At 65.4% G+C, this 17,301-nt stretch carries 15 protein-coding genes; 9 read left to right on the top strand and 6 right to left on the bottom strand.

Annotation, left to right across the window (positions count from 1 at the left end):
* Positions 1 to 325: 325 nt before the first annotated feature.
* The gene (locus ACOJTB_RS14675; RefSeq protein ID WP_420103266.1) at positions 326 to 1,540 is read right to left on the bottom strand and encodes an IS91 family transposase; all 1,215 of its coding nucleotides are present in this window, start codon (positions 1,538 to 1,540) and stop codon (positions 326 to 328) included.
* A gap of 15 nt (positions 1,541 to 1,555) precedes the next feature.
* A complete protein-coding gene (locus tag ACOJTB_RS14670; RefSeq protein ID WP_420103265.1) occupies positions 1,556 to 2,419 on the bottom strand; it encodes a tyrosine-type recombinase/integrase in 864 nt (287 codons plus the stop codon).
* A 361-nt stretch (positions 2,420 to 2,780) separates the two neighbouring features.
* On the opposite strand from ACOJTB_RS14670, the gene ACOJTB_RS14665 reads away from it, so the two are divergent.
* Entirely contained in the window at positions 2,781 to 3,281 is a 501-nt protein-coding gene (locus ACOJTB_RS14665; protein WP_420103264.1) for a peptidase associated/transthyretin-like domain-containing protein, read from the top strand.
* Between the two features lie 14 nt (positions 3,282 to 3,295).
* Positions 3,296 to 3,913 carry a ferric reductase-like transmembrane domain-containing protein gene (locus tag ACOJTB_RS14660; protein ID WP_420103263.1) on the top strand — a complete coding sequence of 206 codons (618 nt, stop codon included), beginning with the start codon at positions 3,296 to 3,298 and terminating at the stop codon, positions 3,911 to 3,913.
* 338 nt (positions 3,914 to 4,251) lie between these two features.
* Here ACOJTB_RS14660 and mobF read toward each other — a convergent pair whose 3' ends face one another.
* Positions 4,252 to 8,436, bottom strand: a complete 4,185-nt coding sequence (mobF, locus tag ACOJTB_RS14655) for a MobF family relaxase (protein ID WP_420103262.1) — start codon at positions 8,434 to 8,436, stop codon at positions 4,252 to 4,254.
* Positions 8,437 to 8,438: 2 nt separating this feature from the next.
* Positions 8,439 to 8,738, bottom strand: coding sequence for a hypothetical protein (locus ACOJTB_RS14650; protein WP_420103261.1), 300 nt, complete (start codon positions 8,736 to 8,738; stop codon positions 8,439 to 8,441).
* Positions 8,739 to 8,946: 208 nt separating this feature from the next.
* Between ACOJTB_RS14650 and ACOJTB_RS14645 the strand changes: the two genes are divergently transcribed.
* Positions 8,947 to 9,429 carry a hypothetical protein gene (locus tag ACOJTB_RS14645; RefSeq protein ID WP_420103260.1) on the top strand — a complete coding sequence of 161 codons (483 nt, stop codon included), beginning with the start codon at positions 8,947 to 8,949 and terminating at the stop codon, positions 9,427 to 9,429.
* Between the two features lie 32 nt (positions 9,430 to 9,461).
* Here the strand turns inward: ACOJTB_RS14645 and ACOJTB_RS14640 are convergent, their stop codons facing one another.
* Positions 9,462 to 10,286, bottom strand: coding sequence for a hypothetical protein (locus ACOJTB_RS14640; protein WP_420103259.1), 825 nt, complete (start codon positions 10,284 to 10,286; stop codon positions 9,462 to 9,464).
* A 73-nt stretch (positions 10,287 to 10,359) separates the two neighbouring features.
* On the opposite strand from ACOJTB_RS14640, the gene ACOJTB_RS14635 reads away from it, so the two are divergent.
* Positions 10,360 to 10,830, top strand: coding sequence for a hypothetical protein (locus ACOJTB_RS14635; RefSeq protein ID WP_420103258.1), 471 nt, complete (start codon positions 10,360 to 10,362; stop codon positions 10,828 to 10,830).
* 167 nt (positions 10,831 to 10,997) lie between these two features.
* Here the strand turns inward: ACOJTB_RS14635 and ACOJTB_RS14630 are convergent, their stop codons facing one another.
* The gene (locus ACOJTB_RS14630; RefSeq protein ID WP_420103257.1) at positions 10,998 to 11,723 is read right to left on the bottom strand and encodes a TetR/AcrR family transcriptional regulator; all 726 of its coding nucleotides are present in this window, start codon (positions 11,721 to 11,723) and stop codon (positions 10,998 to 11,000) included.
* 89 nt (positions 11,724 to 11,812) lie between these two features.
* On the opposite strand from ACOJTB_RS14630, the gene ACOJTB_RS14625 reads away from it, so the two are divergent.
* The 5 genes from ACOJTB_RS14625 to ACOJTB_RS14605 are packed head-to-tail and all read left to right on the top strand — an operon-like array spanning position 11,813 to position 17,270.
* On the top strand, positions 11,813 to 12,913 hold the full coding sequence (locus ACOJTB_RS14625) for an ABC transporter ATP-binding protein (protein WP_420103256.1): 1,101 nt from the start codon (positions 11,813 to 11,815) through the stop codon (positions 12,911 to 12,913).
* A 40-nt stretch (positions 12,914 to 12,953) separates the two neighbouring features.
* Complete coding sequence (locus tag ACOJTB_RS14620; protein WP_420103255.1) at positions 12,954 to 14,000, top strand: ABC transporter substrate-binding protein; 1,047 nt, start codon at positions 12,954 to 12,956, stop codon at positions 13,998 to 14,000.
* Between the two features lie 18 nt (positions 14,001 to 14,018).
* Positions 14,019 to 14,855, top strand: a complete 837-nt coding sequence (locus ACOJTB_RS14615) for an ABC transporter permease (RefSeq protein ID WP_420103254.1) — start codon at positions 14,019 to 14,021, stop codon at positions 14,853 to 14,855.
* Entirely contained in the window at positions 14,852 to 15,661 is an 810-nt protein-coding gene (locus ACOJTB_RS14610) for an ABC transporter permease (RefSeq protein ID WP_291552231.1), read from the top strand. The genes ACOJTB_RS14615 and ACOJTB_RS14610 overlap by 4 nt, the downstream gene beginning before the upstream one ends.
* Positions 15,654 to 17,270 carry a class I adenylate-forming enzyme family protein gene (locus ACOJTB_RS14605; RefSeq protein WP_420103253.1) on the top strand — a complete coding sequence of 539 codons (1,617 nt, stop codon included), beginning with the start codon at positions 15,654 to 15,656 and terminating at the stop codon, positions 17,268 to 17,270. The genes ACOJTB_RS14610 and ACOJTB_RS14605 overlap by 8 nt, the downstream gene beginning before the upstream one ends.
* The last annotated feature ends 31 nt before the right edge of the window (positions 17,271 to 17,301 follow it).

Raw genomic sequence — 17,301 nt, 5'->3', positions numbered from 1 at the left:
TGTGAAGGGTTTCGGATGCCGGCCCGCGCGAGCGGGTTTGGGCCGGGCTGAGGGCCGGCGTCCGAAAGCCTCCAGGGGAAGAACCCGCGGCCCGGGGCTGTGCGCTATGGGGATTTCGCCGAGCGGCGTGGTTGGCGGGCTCGTGCGAGGCGTGGATCGGGGGCGCTATGCTCCGTCCGGGATGCTCGGCAGCCTGAGGTTTGCTGCGCCTGGAACGGATTTGCGCCCGCCGCGATCGTCATTTTTGCTATCGGGCCAAGCGGGAGCGACCGCTCGCTGGGGGAGACCGGTGGTGGTTGGTCGGATATTCGCCCCGGCGCCATGGTCATGATGTGTCGATCCTGACGGCGAGGATGGTGCGTGGCGCCGTGCCGGGAGCGAAGCGCTCGACGAGGATCATGCGGCCACCGCAGCATGGGCATGGTGGACGATGGTCATCGCGGGGCTCGTCGGTCTTGGCGCGGCCGCCTGCGTCGTGCTCTTGAGGCGCAGCCGCTGGGCTCGCTGCCGCAATGATCTGCCTGATGCGGGCGATGGTGTCGGCACGGCGGCTCGAGGCGAGCAGTCCGTAGTGGCGGATGCGGTGGAAGCCGTCGGGCAGGACGTGGAGGAGGAAGCGGCGGATGAACTCGTGGGGCGTCAGTGTCATGGTCTTGCGCCAGGCCTTGCCGGCGGAACGGACGCGATAATCCTTCCAGCGGAACGTGACCCCGCGCCGGTCCATGGCGACGAGGCGGCTGTTGGCGATGGCGACACGGTGGGTGTAGCGGGCGAGATAGGCCAGCACGGCCTCGGGGCCCCCGAAGGGTCGCTTGGCATAGACGACCCAGTCGGCTCGGCGCAGCGGCGCCAGCAATGTAGCGAAGGCGTCGGCCTCAGTCAGATCAGCGAGATCGCCATGGAAGGTAAGCCGCCGGGCCCCGTGCAGGGCTGCGAGCCCTTGGAGGAAGAGCCGGCGGAACAGGCGCGAGAGCACGCGCACGGGCAGGAAGAAGCCGGGCCGGCACGAGATCCAGCGCGCGCCGTCCGGCGATAGGCCGCCGCCGGGCGCGATGATGTGGAGATGGGGATGGTGCGTCATCGCCGATCCCCACGTGTGCAGCACCGAGGTGAAGCCGATCCGAGCGCCGAGATGCTTCGGATCTCTGGCGATCGTGGCGAGCGCCTCGGCCGCGGCCCTGAACAGCAGGCCGTAGAGCTCGGCCTTGTTCTGGAAGGCGATGGCCGCGACCGGCGCCGGCAGGGTGAAGACGAGATGGTAGTAGGGCACGGGCAGGAGATCAGCCTGCCGATGCGCGAGCCAGTCCTTCGCCGCGGCGCCCTGGCAACGTGGGCAGTGCCGGTTGCGGCAGGAGTTGTAGGCGATGGTGGCGTGATCGCAGTCGCCGCAGCGCAGGACATGGCCGCCGAGCGCAGCCGTGCGGCAGGCCCGGATCGCACCCATCACCTTGAGCTGACCGCGGCTGAGCCGATGGCGTGCGAGATAGGCCTCGCCATGCCGGTTCAGGATGTCCGCGACCTCCAGCGAAGGCCGCGCCATGATCGCGCGGGGCTGCTATGGCGGCGGTGGCGGCGCCAGCAGCGCGAGCGGGCTCGTCACCTCGCGCAGCGTCTTCAGCGCGACGCGGGTGTAGACGGCGGTGGTGTCGAGCTTCCGGTGGCCGAGCAGGACCTGGATCACCCGGATATCGGTGTTCCGCTCCAGCAGATGCGTGGCGAAGCTGTGCCGCAGCGTGTGCATCGACACGCGCTTCTCGAGCTTTGCCGCGACGGCTGCAGCATGGCAGGCTCGGTTGAGCTGGCGGGTCGTGATCGGTTGGCCCGGCTGCTGGCCGGGAAAGAGCCAGCCGCGCGGACGCTTCACCCGCCACCATTGCCGCAGCAGGTCGAGCAGGTCGGGCGCGAGCATGACATAGCGGTCCTTGCGGCCCTTGCCCTGCTCGACCCGGATCAGCATGCGCGCACTGTCGATATCGGCGACCTTGAGGTTGGCGATCTCCGAGACGCGCAGGCCGCAGCCATAGGCGATGCTGAGCGCGGCGCGATCCTTCAGGTTCCGCGCGTGCGCCAGCAGCAGCGCCACCTCCTGCATGTCCAGCACCACCGGCAGGCGATCGGGCGTCGGGATCCGCGCCATGCGGTCACCGAAGCCGGTCCGGCCCAGCGTGACATGGAAGAAGAACCGCAGCGCCGTGCAGGCCAGGTTCATCCGGGCGTAGCTGGCGCCGAGCGAAGCCAGGTGAAGCTGGTAGCGCCGCAAATCTTCCGGCTCGGCCCGGTCCGGCGGCAGACCGAGGAAGGCCGTGAACTCACGCACCTGCCGGACATAGTCACGCTGCGTGTGCTCGCCAAACCGGCGGATGGTCATGTCCTCGATCATCCGCTGGCGCAGCGGAGTGACGGTGACAAGATCGAGCATGGAAACCTCCGAGGATCAGGGGAAACGACCCCAAAATCCTCGGATGCGGCGCCTTACAGACGAAATCTCAGCGAGGAACGCGCCGCAACGCCCTCCCGCGCGAGCGGGTTAGTCCAATGGCGCCGAGGGGAAGAGCCCGGTCGATGGCTGATGCGCCCGAGTCAAGCAGGAAAGGGATGTGCTCTAGCGCGCCATGGCGTGCCCAGAGTCGGAGAGAAGGGCTTGCCGAGGCAACGCTTGTCACGAAGCCGTGTGCCCCGCTGGCCGACGAGATTTCGCCCGACAGGTTCGCTAAGCTGCAGGTAAATAGGAAGCTCGTTGCTGTCATAGACAGGCTTCACTCTGACCCATGGAGTGCTCGATGCGGCCCATTTCGACGACACGGCGCGGCCTGCTCGCGGCAGGAACTGGCTTCGGTGCGGCGGCGCTCACGGCAGGAGTGCCGACGATTATTCTGCCGGCGCAGGCCCAAGGTTTGGCGCCAACGGGATCGATGCGCGGCGGCGACAACAATTACCGTCCCGGCGCACCGATCGTGCCGCGCATCGGCAATGGCGGCTTTTGGATGTCCGGGACGGTACGCCGTGCCGGAGACGGCGCGCCGCTGCCCGGAATCCGTATCCAAATCTGGGCCCATACCACGGAGGGCTACGAGACCGACGCGCGTAGCCACGGTGCGACGCTAACCGATGCCAACGGCGTCTTCCGCCTCGAGATGCCGCAGATCATCCCGGCCTTCGGTCAGGCACACGGCCATCTCGCCTATGACGACGCTGCCTTCAAAACCGTGTTCCTGCGCCCGTTGATGCAGAGTTCCCGAGACAGAAGCCTGACGGCGGATTTTGTGCTCCAGTCGGCGTAACCTGCATGGCGTGGATGAGGGCGGCCCTGATCTGGGCCGTGGTCGCGGGCTCGATCGTCGTGTCGCTCACCGTCGCTGCGACAAGCCCGCTGCTCGCTTGGCGCGGGCCCGTTTATATTGTGGCCGCCTTCGCCGGCGTTCTGGCGTTGGCGCTCGTTCTGCTGCAGCCCCTGCTGGCAGCCGGATACTTGCCGGGGCTCCCTATTCCGCGCAGCCGTCAAGCGCATCATTGGGTCGGCGCCGCGCTCGTCGCGGCGATTATAATCCACGTCTCCGGGCTATGGTTGACCAGTCCGCCCGACGTCATCGACGCACTTCTTTTCGACTCGCCAACCCCGTTTTCGGCCTGGGGCGTCGTCGCCATGTGGGCTGCCTTCGCTGCGGCGCTGCACGCTGCGCTGCGCCGGCCTCTGCGTATCAAGCCGCGGTTCTGGCGTCTTGGCCATAGCGTACTCGTCTTGGTGGTCGTGGTCGGTGGGGTCGTCCACGCTATGTTGATCGACGGGACGATGGGGAGCGTCTCTAAGCTCGTGCTCTGCGCGCTCGTCGTCACGGTAACCGCGGTCGCGCTGTTCAATCTTCGCGCTTGGATGGTGCTGACACGGCGAAAGCCGCAGGACCGACGCTCATGATCTTCGCGGCCGTCAGCGAGCGCGCAGGAGGCTTTCACCCATTAACCGCCCTATCGGTCGCGTTCTCGGCAACGCGAGGCCCCCAAGGCGACGAGCGAAGCCTGCGAATGCCGCCGCGGATCGGACGCTGAAGCTGAGAATCCTCGTTTCGATACGTCTCCTTTCCGGCTTCTGCCAAATGCCCGGAGCTAGCGCCTTGCACTTGGACCAACGCAGGCACGCCATCTGGCAACCGTTCGCAGGTAATCCGAAGCCGGGCGTTGCCCCTCTTCTATGCTCGCAATCCCTTGGGCAGCTGCCGGTCATCGGGTTTCGCGAGCGACCTTGTTCATAAGCCGTCAAGCGCGACCGCTTGGATCTTGTCCCTTCCTGCCGGGATTGGTGGTGCTCGACGATGGGCGACTAAAGAAACCCCTTTTACGAGGGTGATGAGCTCCAACGGGTTGGCCATCAGATGCTGTTGACGGAGTTCGTGAGGGATCCTGGCGGTCAGGCAGCGGATCCTGCCGAGATGACTTCGCTTGAATGGCCGCTGACGGAGTCGAAAGGGACACGGCCGTTTCCGGCCTTGGCGTCGCCGGATTGCCGGTCGGACGAGCGGGGAGAGCTGACGGATCAAGCCCATGTTCCTTCATCTTGGCCGAAACCCGCGCGGCGATGTCCTTTTCCGAGCTGACGCGTGATCGTGCCGGAGAGGCAGGGGCGGCCGTTTTACGGGCCGGTGGCGAGCTTTCTGCAGCGGGCGCGGTGTCCATCGCACGGCGGTCGCCCGGCACCTGCTTGGGTTCGGCACTTTCCTGTTGGCGTTTCCGATGGTTCGACGCCGCTTCCGCAATCTGAAGGAGCTGGTGCCGTCGCTTCTGGTCTCCGGCTTGCTCGTCCTCTTCTCGCTGCTGCGCGAGCCGAAATCGCGCCAAAATCCCCTCAAAAGCGCTATCCTCCAAGTCCGAGTTCGGCCGGTGAGGCGTCTTGCTGCGCTTGTTTGAGACAGCTTCTGCGCCCTCCGCGCGGCGGTCGAGATTTGAAGACGCGATGGCATCGTGGCTGCGATCTTGGCCTAGAGTGTGCTTCTTGCCATCCTCCATTGACCTTTGGGCTTTGTTCGAGACAACCTGTGCAGGTGCTTGCTGCCGCTGCCGCTGAGCCGCCAGCCGTAGCCAAAGTCCATTCCGATGCTGGTCCTCGTCGGCATCGAGCGCGTCTTCAGCACGACGGTTCTGGATGGGTTCGAACAGGGCAGGTGGGGTCGCCGCCATCGGCATGCGAGACGCCGGGGACGAAGCAAACCTCTTTCCGTGGCGCACGGAGACCGCCTTGGCCAGCGGGTTAAGCCCGGAAAGCCGATAGGCTGCCCGCACGATGGCACGTGCGGCCTGCACGGTCCTGCGCAGCATGACCACGGCGATCTGGACGATCGGATGTTCATGAAGCGCCTTGGTCGTGATGAGCCTGCGCAGTTGAGATGCGGTCCAGCGTGGATTTCCGTTCGCAAGCTGCAGATACTCGGAGCGATCGTCGGGCCGGTGGAGGCCGTTCGGACTGCCGACGAGGCCAAGTCGGTGCGCGATATCGGCGGGCGCCAACGATGCCTGATCGAGTTCCTTCCGTTCCAAGGGTGAAAACGCCAGCGCATCCTGATCGCGCAGTTCGATCGGATTGGGTAAGGCCATCCGCGACTGGAAGCGGCTTTTGAACGCCGCCACACTCTTATTCACGGCCAATTGCTGCCGAAACCCTTCGACTGCATCCTCGCCTGAGATCCAGGCCTTGATGTCGTGAATGTAGCGTGACGGATTGTCGATCGCGGTGGCGCTCATCGCGGCGCGCTTGATGGCGATCACCGCGGCCTGGCGCAGAGACTGGTCGCTGTCTCCGACAGCATCCCCATGGTCTTCGCGTGTCTCATCGGTGCCACGCAGCAGCCCGGATTGCGACAGCGCAATGTTGCCTGCGCGATCAGGGCTGTGCCCAAGCTCGACATCGGCATGCAGCCTGAGGGCTTTGCGATGGCGCGTCATGGCAACGAAGAGCGGTTCGGCGTTCATCGGAGTCGTCATCGCGACGATGGTGCGATCGACTGTCGCCCCCTGTGCGCTGTGAACCGTCGTCGCATAGGCATGCTGCGCGATCGGCGCAGCGCTCTTGCCGCGGCCGGAAACCAGATCCTTCCACGGACGCTGGAACGAGATGGGGGCGCCGTCGATAGCCAGCCGGTCAAGCGCGAGCGTCACAACTGGGCCGTCAGCGCTCTGTTCGATCCACATCACGCGCGCGATGTCGGCATTGTAGAGCGTGATGGTGCCGAGCTCGACGCGCTCGCCGAAGATGATGCGATCCCCGCATGACAGGAACAGCTCCACGGGCTGACCATCCCGCGCGTCGCGTCGTAAGGCAGGAACGCCGATCTCTTCCGTGCCGAGCCGGCCTGACTGTTTCAACCTATGGCGTACTCGCAGGTTGAGTTCTGCGACGTCCTCATTGAGGCTGGTGATCAGAAGTTGACGCCGCATCGCCTCGTTGAGGCTCTCCTTCGGATTCAGCAAGGACTGGAGATAGTCGTCTGCCGCCGCCGAAAGCGCTTTGTCTCGCCCGGAATGCATCGCGATCGCGCCAGCCAAATCATAGCTGTCGATGGCCACGGACGCCCGCCCGGCTGCAAGATCCATGGATGCCTGCCGCATCCAGTCTACCTCTTGCCGGCGGATGGTGTGAAGCACGCCGTGCCCGATCAACTGCGTCAGCGCGCGCATTGGCGCGCCCGCTGCAACCGGCTGGAGCTGCCGGGTGTCTCCGAGCAGGATGAGCTTGGCGCCTGCTTTGTCACAATGGCGAGCCAGAGCAGCGATCTGGACGAGCCCGGCCATGCCGGCCTCGTCGACGATCACCACGTCCTGCGCCGTAAGGACCACCTTCTCCTTCTCGATTGCGAGCAGCAGCGGCGTCAGAGCAGATGCCTTCGCGGGCGCGACGCCGGCATCGCGCCGCACGACATGGGTCGCCTGCCATCCGACCGATGTCACCCGCAGTGCGAGACCCGCCCCCTTGGCAACAAGGTTTAGCGCCGCAGTCATGTGGCTCTTGCCGGCGCCAGGCGGTCCTTCGATCACGACGATGGTGTCGTCGTTGAGGGCATGCGCGATGGCGTCGCGCTGTTCGGACGAGAGGAAGGAGTCTTTAGCTAGCGCGGTTTCGACCGCTATCCGCGACACGCCGAGCCAGCGCCCGCGCCCTTCCTGCGCCATCCGGAGCACGTCGTGCTCGGCGCGGATCAACGCCTCCGAGGTGTAGATCGCGTCGCCTTCCATGGTGCTGTCGACCGCGACCAGCGCGGCGCGGACACTCTGTGCAGCCGACAAGGCGGCGTCGGCAGTGGAGCTGATCTGCAGCTCCTCGGCGACATGGCGCAGGATCTGTGGCCATGTGTGCAGAGCCTTGTTGGCGAAGATGCGGTCGATCAGCCGCTCGACATCGACGGGCGGGGAGGGGGCGGCCGGAGCGAGAGGCTGCTTCTGTGACAACCTGGCCTCGACACCGGCTAAGGCTGAGACATAGTCGAACCCGGACTCGCGTGCCTGGCGCTGCCAATCGCTGGTAAGATCCGCCAGCGAGAGGCCCTTCTTCTTAGTTCTGCGCGTGGCGTTGCTGATCTCCTGGGCGCGCTTGCGGTTCGTCGCGGTATCGATGCTGGCCACTTCGGCGGCTTCTTCGATCGCGACCCGGCGTTTCGAAAACAGGCGGGTGATCGCGTCGGGCACGATGGGGAGCTTGAAGTTGCGAGCATCGCGAACGGTCTCCAAGCCGAGTTCTGCGCGCAGGATGGCGGCAAGCTCGCAACGATAGAGCGCGGCGATCGCGCCGCCATGCTGCTTCAGGCGATGGTTATCGATCGCTCCAATTTTGCCATCCGCCCGCACGCAGAGGTTCAGGATCACGCCGTGCGTGTGCAGCTGCGGGTCGAGATCGCGCGACAGGATATGGGTATAAAGGGAAGCGACGGTCTCGGATGCAGGCTCGTGTCGTGCACTGCGCGCGCCGGTGCGCGTGATGATCAGCCCTTCCGCCTCAATATAGTGCAGGATGCGCAGAAAGGCGCGGCCATGGGCGGACTGGATCGCACCGCGCAGCCGCGCCGAGCCCAGCGCATAGAGCACCGAAACCGACTTCGGCGCGCTGATCTGGAGGTCGTAACCGACGACCTTGCGTCGCTTCTTCCTTACGTCGTCGCCGGTTGCGCGCCCTGAGAAGCGCGTCAACTGCTCGCCGGTGCGTGGATCCTGGCCCGCCGCCAGCCGCAAGATGATCGCGGATTTGGCTCTATCGCCGGTCCGGATGGCCTCGAACGGGCTCTCTCGGGACGTCCGAGCGTGTCGGATCTTGTAGAAGAGGCCGGGCATATCGACCTCGTTGTCGTAGTAGCCGAGAGGCTTAGCCGGCCCGTCGCCCGGCCTGGGCTGCATCTGCACCGCCTCTGCCGCCTGCTCGTCATAATAGCCGATGTCATGAATGCGGGTGCAATTGAACATGATCAGGCGATCGGACGCGCGGAGCGTCCGCCCGCTTGCGTCGTCGTTCCGTGGCGCGATCCCAGGACATCGGCGACGAACTCGGCCAGATGCTCGATCTTGGCATCGACAATCGCCTGGCGCGCGAGCGCTTTGGTGATCTCGCGACGGAGCGCGGCGACGTTGTCGGCGCGCTCGAGGAAGTCAACCAGCGCGAGTTCGACGAGCGATGGCAGGCGGATGTCGACCCGCCGCGCCTCCTTGCGCACCCGCTCCAGCAAGCCGGGATCAATGTCGACACGCAGTTCGGCAGGCTTGGCCATGATGATCGATTTCCGCTGGATTCATGAGGCGGAGTAGGGGTTTAGGATTTGATGAAGCTCCGAAGGGAGCGTCATGCGTCGTTGAAAAGTAGGCCAAAACACAGGGTCGATCAATTGCGAAAAATGAGCAATTGATGCTGATTTGCGAATCAGGCATGGTCTCTTCAGCCCGAGCAAGTCCGCTCGGCGGTGGCGTGGAGTAGTGGCGATGTCGGAGATGCTGTTGAGCGGCTCGGTGAGTGAGGCGGCGATGGAAGCCGCTCTAAAGGAATTGCAAGAGCAGGTGATCGGACGGATCGACGCCAAGGCGTTCGACGACAAGTTCGGAGTGCGCTGGTCCAAACTCGAGGCGATGGGAGTCCGACTCGAGACGCTGATCGACGTCTATGAGAAGAAGGCTTCTGAGGACGACGTGAGCGGCCTGTTTGACGAGAAGCAGCAGGCCCGTCTGCTCCTCGCGCGCTACGACGAGCGCCGAGGGACAGGGCGCAGCAAACGACAGCGTAGGTCCGATAAGGTCGCTACTCCTGCGGAGAGCCAGACCGGTGGCGCCGGCAGCAGCGAGTCGCCGCGGCACCGTCGCATCGATGAGGGAGGGCACGCGTCGGTGGCTATCGGCCAAAGGCGAGAGGAGGGGGCGCCGCAGGAGCCTGAAACGAGCTGCCCCGCCGCTCACGGTTGGCAGTCGTGATGATCGTGGCGTCGATCGGCGGACCGGCCGGTTCAGTCAAAGGCAAAGCGGCGGGCGACGAGGCCATCAGGGTGGCCCAGCGCCGAGAGCAGGTCCTCGACGGTGGTCGCATCGTCCGGCTCGCGGAGCAGGAGCAAGGCGCTGCAGCCAAGACGCGTGTAGCCCAGCAGGGTCAAGAGGGGCTGAAGGAGAGCGGCAGGCGATCGAGGCCGCGTGACCCGATCGGTCAGGATGGCGACCAAAAGCGGCCCCACGGTGCCAACATCGAAGGCGAGCTGGACACCGGGCAAGGCCGGGAGCGTGCCCAAAAGATTTGGCAAGGTCAGCGTGGTGAACTGGATGCCATCTGGGCGCCAGCCTCGCGCCGCCCAGATGCAGTGGGCTCCTTTGTGCAAGGCCTGCACCTGGGCGATGGCGCGATTGGCAGCCAAGCTCTGCCAGGTTCCGTCGGTCGCGGCGAGGACCGTCTCGCCTGTGGCGCGGTCGGCCCGCTCCAGCGCCTTCAGCATGGGCAGGTTGATCTCCCCGGCGACGAGGCGCCGTGCCGCAGACAGGGCATGGTCGGGGGCGTATTGGGACCAGCTGTCGAGAACAACCAGCGACATCAGGGGTTGTTGGGCGATTTGCTCGGCAAGAACGCCAAAACCGACTCGGTCGCGCACATAGTCGACGAAGCGCAGCGCCTGAATCATTCGCCGCGGTACGGCAACGCTCACACCGAGCCTCTCGGCATAGGAGCGATAAACCTGGTCCCGCTTTCCGCGCCGGACGTCCTTCAGCAGCAAATCGAGTTCGAGCGCCCGCTGGTGCCAGTTCTCAACCGCCTGACGGCCACCTCGCCGTTCCCGCTTCGCCATATGTTCAAATCCGACCTCTCCGTCTCGCGAAATCACGCCGGCAGGGCGGGGTCAATATCGAAAGGGTTCTGTCATGACTGACGCCACTACCAACACGCCACAGCGACCCGACAGGTTCGGATTCTCGTTCGGCATCGCGAACAGCGAGCGTCGTGCCAAAATGGCAGCGGCACAGGCCGATGGTGAGCCTTTCGACGGACTCACCGACCGCGACATCGCGTTGATGGTCGAGCGTGGCGTGCACGCCATTATGGCGGGGCAAACCGTGCGCGGCCGCTTCCTCGGCAAAGTCGATGAGGCGTTCGTTCTCGCGCTCTACATCGCCGGGACCGCTGGCAGCGAGGACGTCGTACGCCTGTTCGATGCTATCGCCGAGCGCAAGGTCGACCTACAGAGGTTGCTCGAGGTCATCCGCAAGCATCTCAGCAATGTCGAGGCGGAGCGGGAGAGGGACGAGAGGCAGCGTCGCGACGCCGACGCCGCCAGCCACGCTAAGATCCTGGCCCAGACGGCCAAGGAGAAAGCGGCCGATCCAGAACGCTGAGCCGGTCCCACGGCGGCGGCGCCCGCTGGGCAGGTAGGTGGTCAAGCTGAACTCTATGTCGCGCCCACTGGCCTGAAGGGCGCCGAACCCATCAATGACCGGCTACGCTGCCGTACGCAAATGCCGCGAATGACAACCTTTCTTCTGTCCGCCGCAGCAGCGAGCGACTACTGAACCTGCGGCGCCGGATCTTGGCCAAGCAGGACGCGGTGCCAGCTCAAGGACAAGGTCGCCGCGAGGTCCCGGTCGGAAAGCCCGATATTCAGGCCGCGGGCGAACACATCGTGTAGAAGCTTGTCGACCATTGCGATGCAGCCGAGGGCTGCGGCCAGCCGGTGGGCAACAGGTTGGTCTGCTAATGACGGAGCTTCGCGCTCGGCAGCGCGGAGGACACGGTAGGCTAGGGCCAGATTGGCCTTCAATCCGATCGCTGCGAATTCGTCGAGCTCGTCGGCCAGCTGCCCCTGGCAGCGCATGAGGCCGATGTTTCGGCGATAAAGCTCGATATAATAGAGGTGTCCGTCCACGAGGCGCTCGTAGAAGCTCTGGCTGGGCCGGCGCTGCGGCCGGTTGGCGCGGATCGCTTCCATGAGCGCGGAGAGTACGTCATGGGCGACGCCGGACTTGTCTTTCCAATGGAGATAGAAGGTGCCGTGAGCAAAATTGGCCCGCTTGCAGATGTCGGCAACTTTGAGACCGCCGAAGCCTGAATCCTGCATCAACTCCGCTGCCGCGATCATCAGCTTGCGACGAGTCGTCTCCGAACGTGACAGCTTCGGCGCGGCCTCGAGCTCGGCGCGCATCGCCTCCGGCAGGCTAAAGCCGAAGATCGAGGTTTCCGCCACACCCGGAACCTTAGCGGCGCTCGCATCCTTTTCGGCCGGATCGACCACTGCGATCACCTCCGTTGCAGATTGATGGCCTCTTGACACGTCTGGTCTCCGATTCACATACTGACATTGATATCAGTTTCAGGATCGCGATGCATCCATCTCTAACACATCTCGATGCGAAAGGGTCGCAGACGTCTCCGGGCGGAGCGCCGATCTCATTCGCGGGGATCACGAAGCGCTATGGGCCGGTCGAGGCGCTGCGGGAATTCTCGCTGGATATCGCGGGCGGCGAGTTCGTCACCTTCCTCGGGCCCTCCGGTTCCGGCAAGACGACGGCGCTCAACATCCTCGCCGGCTTCATCGAGCCGAGCGCCGGAGACGTGCTGATCGACGGCGTCTCGATCACCCGCCTGCCGACCGAGAAGCGCAATGTCGGCATGGTCTTCCAAAGCTATTCGCTGTTCCCGCATATGGACGTTCGTGACAATGTCGCGTTTCCGCTGCGGATGCGGGGCGTGCCGAAGGCGGAACGCCATGCCCGGGCCGAGCAGGCCTTGGCGATGGTTCGGCTCGCCGGCTATGGCGGGCGCAAACCGCATGAACTCTCCGGCGGGCAGCGCCAGCGCGTCGCCTGTGCCCGCGCCATCGTGTTCGAGCCGCGCGTGCTGCTGATGGACGAGCCGCTGGGCGCGCTCGACCTCAAACTGCGCGAGGCGATGCAGGACGAGATCAAGGAGGTGCAGCGCCGTATCGGCTGCACCGTGATCTATGTCACGCATGACCAGGGCGAGGCGCTCGCCATGTCCGACCGGATCGTGGTGATGAGCGAGGGACGGATCGAGCAGATCGGCACGCCGGCCGCCGTCTACGACAGCCCCAGCAACGCCTTCGTGGCGCAATTCGTCGGCGAGACCAATTTCCTGCCGGCCGAGCTGACGGCGGGGCGGATCGCTTTCGCGGGAGTCGATGCTTCCGCGCCGGCCCGGCTGCCGGAGGGGTGGCGCGGGCGGGTGGCGCTGCGGCCGGAGCATTTCACGCGGATCACGGAAGCCGCCGACGCACCGGCTCTGGCGGGGCGGATCGGCGACGTCGCCTTCCATGGCGGCAGCTATCGCTATGTCGTCGAGACCGAGAAGGCCGGGCGCGTGATTGTGCAGGAACAACGCCGGCATAGTGGCGACGGCCCGATTGCCGGCGCGCCCGTGATGCTCGGCTTCAGCCTGGAGAGGGCCGCTTTCCTGGACGGCTGACGATCGATTTCCGCAACATAAAAAAGGGAGGGAACGAACGATGACCGCAGTGACGAGACGTGAGATGAGCCGCCTGGCGCTGGGCGGCGCGGCGCTTGCCTCATTCGGCACGAGCACCCGCGCGCAGGCCGTGACGATCACCGTCAACGGCTCGGGCGGCAGCCTCGCCAAGTCGCTGGAGCGAATCTACGAGAAGCCCTTCACGGCCGAGACCGGAATCGGGGTTCGCGCCACGGCGCCCGTCTCGCTCGCCAAGCTCAAGGCGATGGTCGAGACCGGCAACATGGAATGGGACCTGACCGAGATGGGCGGGGCCGACATGATCGAGGCCGTGAAGAATGGATGGCTCACCGAGATCGACTGGTCGATCGTCGATCCCGACAACAAGCTGCCGCCGATCGCCCGCCAGAAATACGGCATGGTGACCTCGACCTTCTCGACGGTGATCGCCTATCGCACCGACAAGTTCGGCGGCAAGGTGCCGAAATCCTGGGCGGATTTCTGGGATGTGAAGAGCTTTCCAGGGCCGCGTGCCTTGCAGGATTCGCCAGTGCAGAATCTTGAATTCGCGCTGCTCGCCGATGGCGTGCCGGCCGACAAGCTCTACCCGCTCGATGTCGAGCGCGCCTTCAAGAAGCTCGACCAGATCAAGCGCAACGTTGCGGCCTGGTGGACGACGGGCGCCCAGCAGGTCCAGCTCCTCGTCGATGGCGAGGCGGTGATGGGCACCGTGTGGAACGGGCGCGTGCCGCCCCTCAAGAAAGAGGGCAAGCCGGTCGATATCATCTGGAACGGTGGGGCGCTGCAGCTCTCGTACTGGGCGGTGCCGAAGGGCGCCAAGCACCCCAAGGAGGCCATGCGCTACATGAAATCGCGCCTCGACCCGGACAAGGGCGCCCAGCTCCTGCAGGATTCGCCCTATCCTGGCTTCGCGCCCGGCCTGATCGAGAAGGTCGACCCGGCACTCGCCAAAACCTTGCCGATCCATCCGGACAATGTCGCGGTGCAGTACTCCTTCAACCCGGAGTACTGGAGCGAGCACCGGCCGAAGCTGACCGAGCGCTGGGCCGCCTGGTTGCTGAGCTGAGAGCCGGGGACGGGCGCCGTGCTCAGGAAGTCGATGGTGGCGCCGCTTCTGGCCGCGCCGCTCCTGCTGCTCTTCGCGATCTTCTTCGTGGTCCCGTTCGTCGAGATCATGCGGATCTCGTTTTCGGGTAAGGGTGGGGCGCTGGCCGGCGTGAACTGGCTGATGTCCTCGCCGGTCTTCGCTGTGGTCTTCCTGAACACGTTGAAGCTTGCGCTGAGCGTGACGCTGATCTGCCTCGTTCTCGGCTATCCGGCGGCCTGCTTCATCGCCGGCCAGCCGGCCTCGCGGCGCGGCATCTATCTCGCCCTGGTGCTCCTGCCGTTCTGGACCAGCGTTCTCGTGCGCACCTACACATGGTCGCTGGTGCTCGGGCGCGAGGGCCTGCTCAACGCCTCGCTTCTCTGGCTCGGGATCGCATACGAGCCGCAGCGCTTCATGTTCACGCCGCTCGCGGTGCATCTCGGCATGGTGCAAATCCTGCTGCCGGTCGCGATCCTGACGCTGGTCGGCGTCATGACGGAGCTCGATGCGGGGCTGGTCCGGGCGGCGCGTGTGCTCGGCGCCTCGCCCTGGCGCGCCTTCTGGCATGTCTACCTGCCGATGACGAAGCCCGGCATCGTCGCGGCGGCGATGCTGCTCTTCATCCTCTCGCTCGGCTTCTACATCACGCCCGCACTGCTGGGCGGACCGCGCCACCGCACCATCGCCAACCTGATCGACCTCCAGGTTCACCAGATGAACGACTGGACGGCGGCCTCCGCCATGGCGCTCGTGTTGCTGGCGACGACGATCGCGGCGGTCGCGCTGCTGCGCTGGCTGGTGCCGGAGCGCAATCTCTACGGGGGTGCACGATGAGCCCCCGCCTCATGCGCATCGCGCTCGCCCTCTGGTTCTGCGCGATCGTCTTCTTCCTGCTGTTTCCGTTGGTCTTCCTGATCCCGCTCTCCTTCAACGAGTCGGAGATCCTCAGCTTCCCGCCGACAGCCTGGTCGCTGCGCTGGTACCGCGTGCTGTTCACAGATGCCTCCTGGAGCGGGGCGCTGTGGCTCAGCGTCAAGATCGGCGTGCTGGTGACGATCCTCTCTGTCGCCATCGGCACCGCGAGCGCGCTCGCGATCGTGCGTCACCGGCTGCCCGGTGCCGGGCTGCTGTATGGGCTCGCCATCGCGCCTCTGATCGTGCCCGGCATCGTCATCGCGCTCGGCATGTTCATGCTGTTCGCGCGCTTGAAGTGGCTGGAGAGCCTGACCACGCTGGTCCTCGCCCATACGGTTGTGGCCGTGCCCTATGTGATCGTGGTGGTCAGCGCGGCCTTGCGCAATCTCGACGAGACGATCGAGCGCGCGGCGCGCGTGCTCGGTGCCGGCCCGTGGCGGAGCTTCATGCTGGTGACTCTGCCGGCGCTCCGGCCCGCGATCCTGGCGGGGGCGATGTTCGCCTTCTTCGCCTCCTTCGATGACCTGATCATCACGCTCTTCGTATCCGGGGCGCTCGAGACCCTGCCGCTCCGGATCTGGAACGACCTCAATCTCAGGCTCGACCCGACCGTCGCCGCTGCTGCCTGCGTGATGGTGGCGATGTCGATGATCGGGCTCGGTATCGCCGAATTCGCACGAAGCGCCGGGTTGCGCCGGCTCAGGACGGAACAGGCCGATGGATAGGGAATTGCAGGAAGCCGCCGAGCTGCGGGCGCTGATCGAGGCCGAGCCGTTCCCGCGCAATCTGGCGGCCTTCATCGAAGCCAGCGCGGCCGAACTGGGCGATGCCCCTGTGGCGAATTTCTTCGAGGCCGGCATCGTCCTCAGCTATCGCGAGCTTGCGGAGAAGACGCGCTCGCTTGCGGCGGGGCTTTCGGCGCGCGGCATCGGCTTCGGCGACCGCGTCGGCGTGATGCTGCCGAACATCCCGGCCTTTCCGCTGACCTGGCTGGCGCTGGCGCGGATCGGGGCGATCATGGTGCCGGTCAATGTCCGCTATACCCCGCGCGAGGTCGCCTATGTGCTGAGCGATAGCGGCGCCGGGACGATCGTGATCGAGGCCGGCGTGCTCGCAGAGATCGGGGAGGCGCCGGAAGTGAAGGAGCTCGGCGCCTTCGGCAGGCCGATCGTCGTCGGTGCCGCGGGCGATTGGGAAGCGCTCGCGGCCACGCCGGCCGGGGATTTCGCTCCCGGGCGAGAGCCCGAACTCGATGACCTCGTCAACATCCAGTACACCTCGGGCACGACAGGCTTTCCCAAGGGCTGCATGCTCAGTCACCGCTACTGGCTGACGCTGGGCCGGGTCGCGGCGATGCGCGCCAACGGCATCGTCAAGCATGTCATCGCGGCCCAGCCGTTTTACTACATGGACCCGCAGTGGCTGCTGCTGATGGCGATGCGCCTGAAGGGCACGCTCTTCGTGGCCGCCAAGCCCTCCGGAACCAATTTTCTCGACTGGGTCCGGCGCTACGGCATCGAGTACTGCATCTTCCCGCAGATCGTGTTGAAGCAGCCGCCGCGGCCCGATGACCGCGAGATACCCCTGAAGATGGTCTCCGTCTTCGGCCTGCGGAAGAACATGCATGCCGAGTTGGAGGCCCGCTTCAACGTGGTGGCGCGCGAGAGCTTCGGCATGACCGAGGTGGGCTCGGCGCTGTTCACGCCCTATGGCGCGATCTCGATGGTGGGTTCTGGCACCTGCGGCATCGCCTCCCCCTTCCGGGAAGCCACGATCCGCGACGAAGACGGCAACGAAGTCCCGGCCGGCGAGGTCGGCGAATTGTGGATCCGCGGCCCCGGTATCCTGCAGGGCTACTGGAACAAGCCGGAAGCCAATGCCGACAGTTTTCGCCAAGGCGGGTGGTTCCGCACTGGCGATCTGTTCCGGCGCGACGAGCGCGGTTTTCATTTTATCGTCGGGCGGATCAAGGACATGATCCGTCGCTCGGGCGAGAATATCGCGGCGCGCGAGGTAGAAGCCGTGATGCTTGGCTGGCAGGATATCCTGGAGGCCGCGGCCATCCCCGTCCCCGATATTGACCGCGGGCAAGAGGTGAAGGCTTGTCTCGTGCTGAAGCCGGGCGTCGCGGCCGATGCCTTCGATGTCGATGGCTTCTTCGCGCATTGCAGCGCGCACCTCGCGCCGTTCAAGGTGCCGCGCTTCCTCGAATTTCGCACGAGCCTGCCGAAAACCCCGTCAGAGAAGGTCGCCAAGCACGTCATCGTCGCCGAGCGCGAGGATCTGCGCGCCGGCGCCTATGACCGTGTGTCTGGTGGCTGGCTCGCCGGCTGAACCGCTTCCGTTTCGAGTTATCCGCGCCGAA

It is taken from the genome of Allobosea sp. (assembly GCF_048595345.1).
In the GTDB taxonomy this organism is placed as follows: domain Bacteria; phylum Pseudomonadota; class Alphaproteobacteria; order Rhizobiales; family Beijerinckiaceae; genus Allobosea.
Note: the sequence above shows the minus strand (reverse complement) of the source record. Positions and strands in the feature narration are given on the sequence as shown.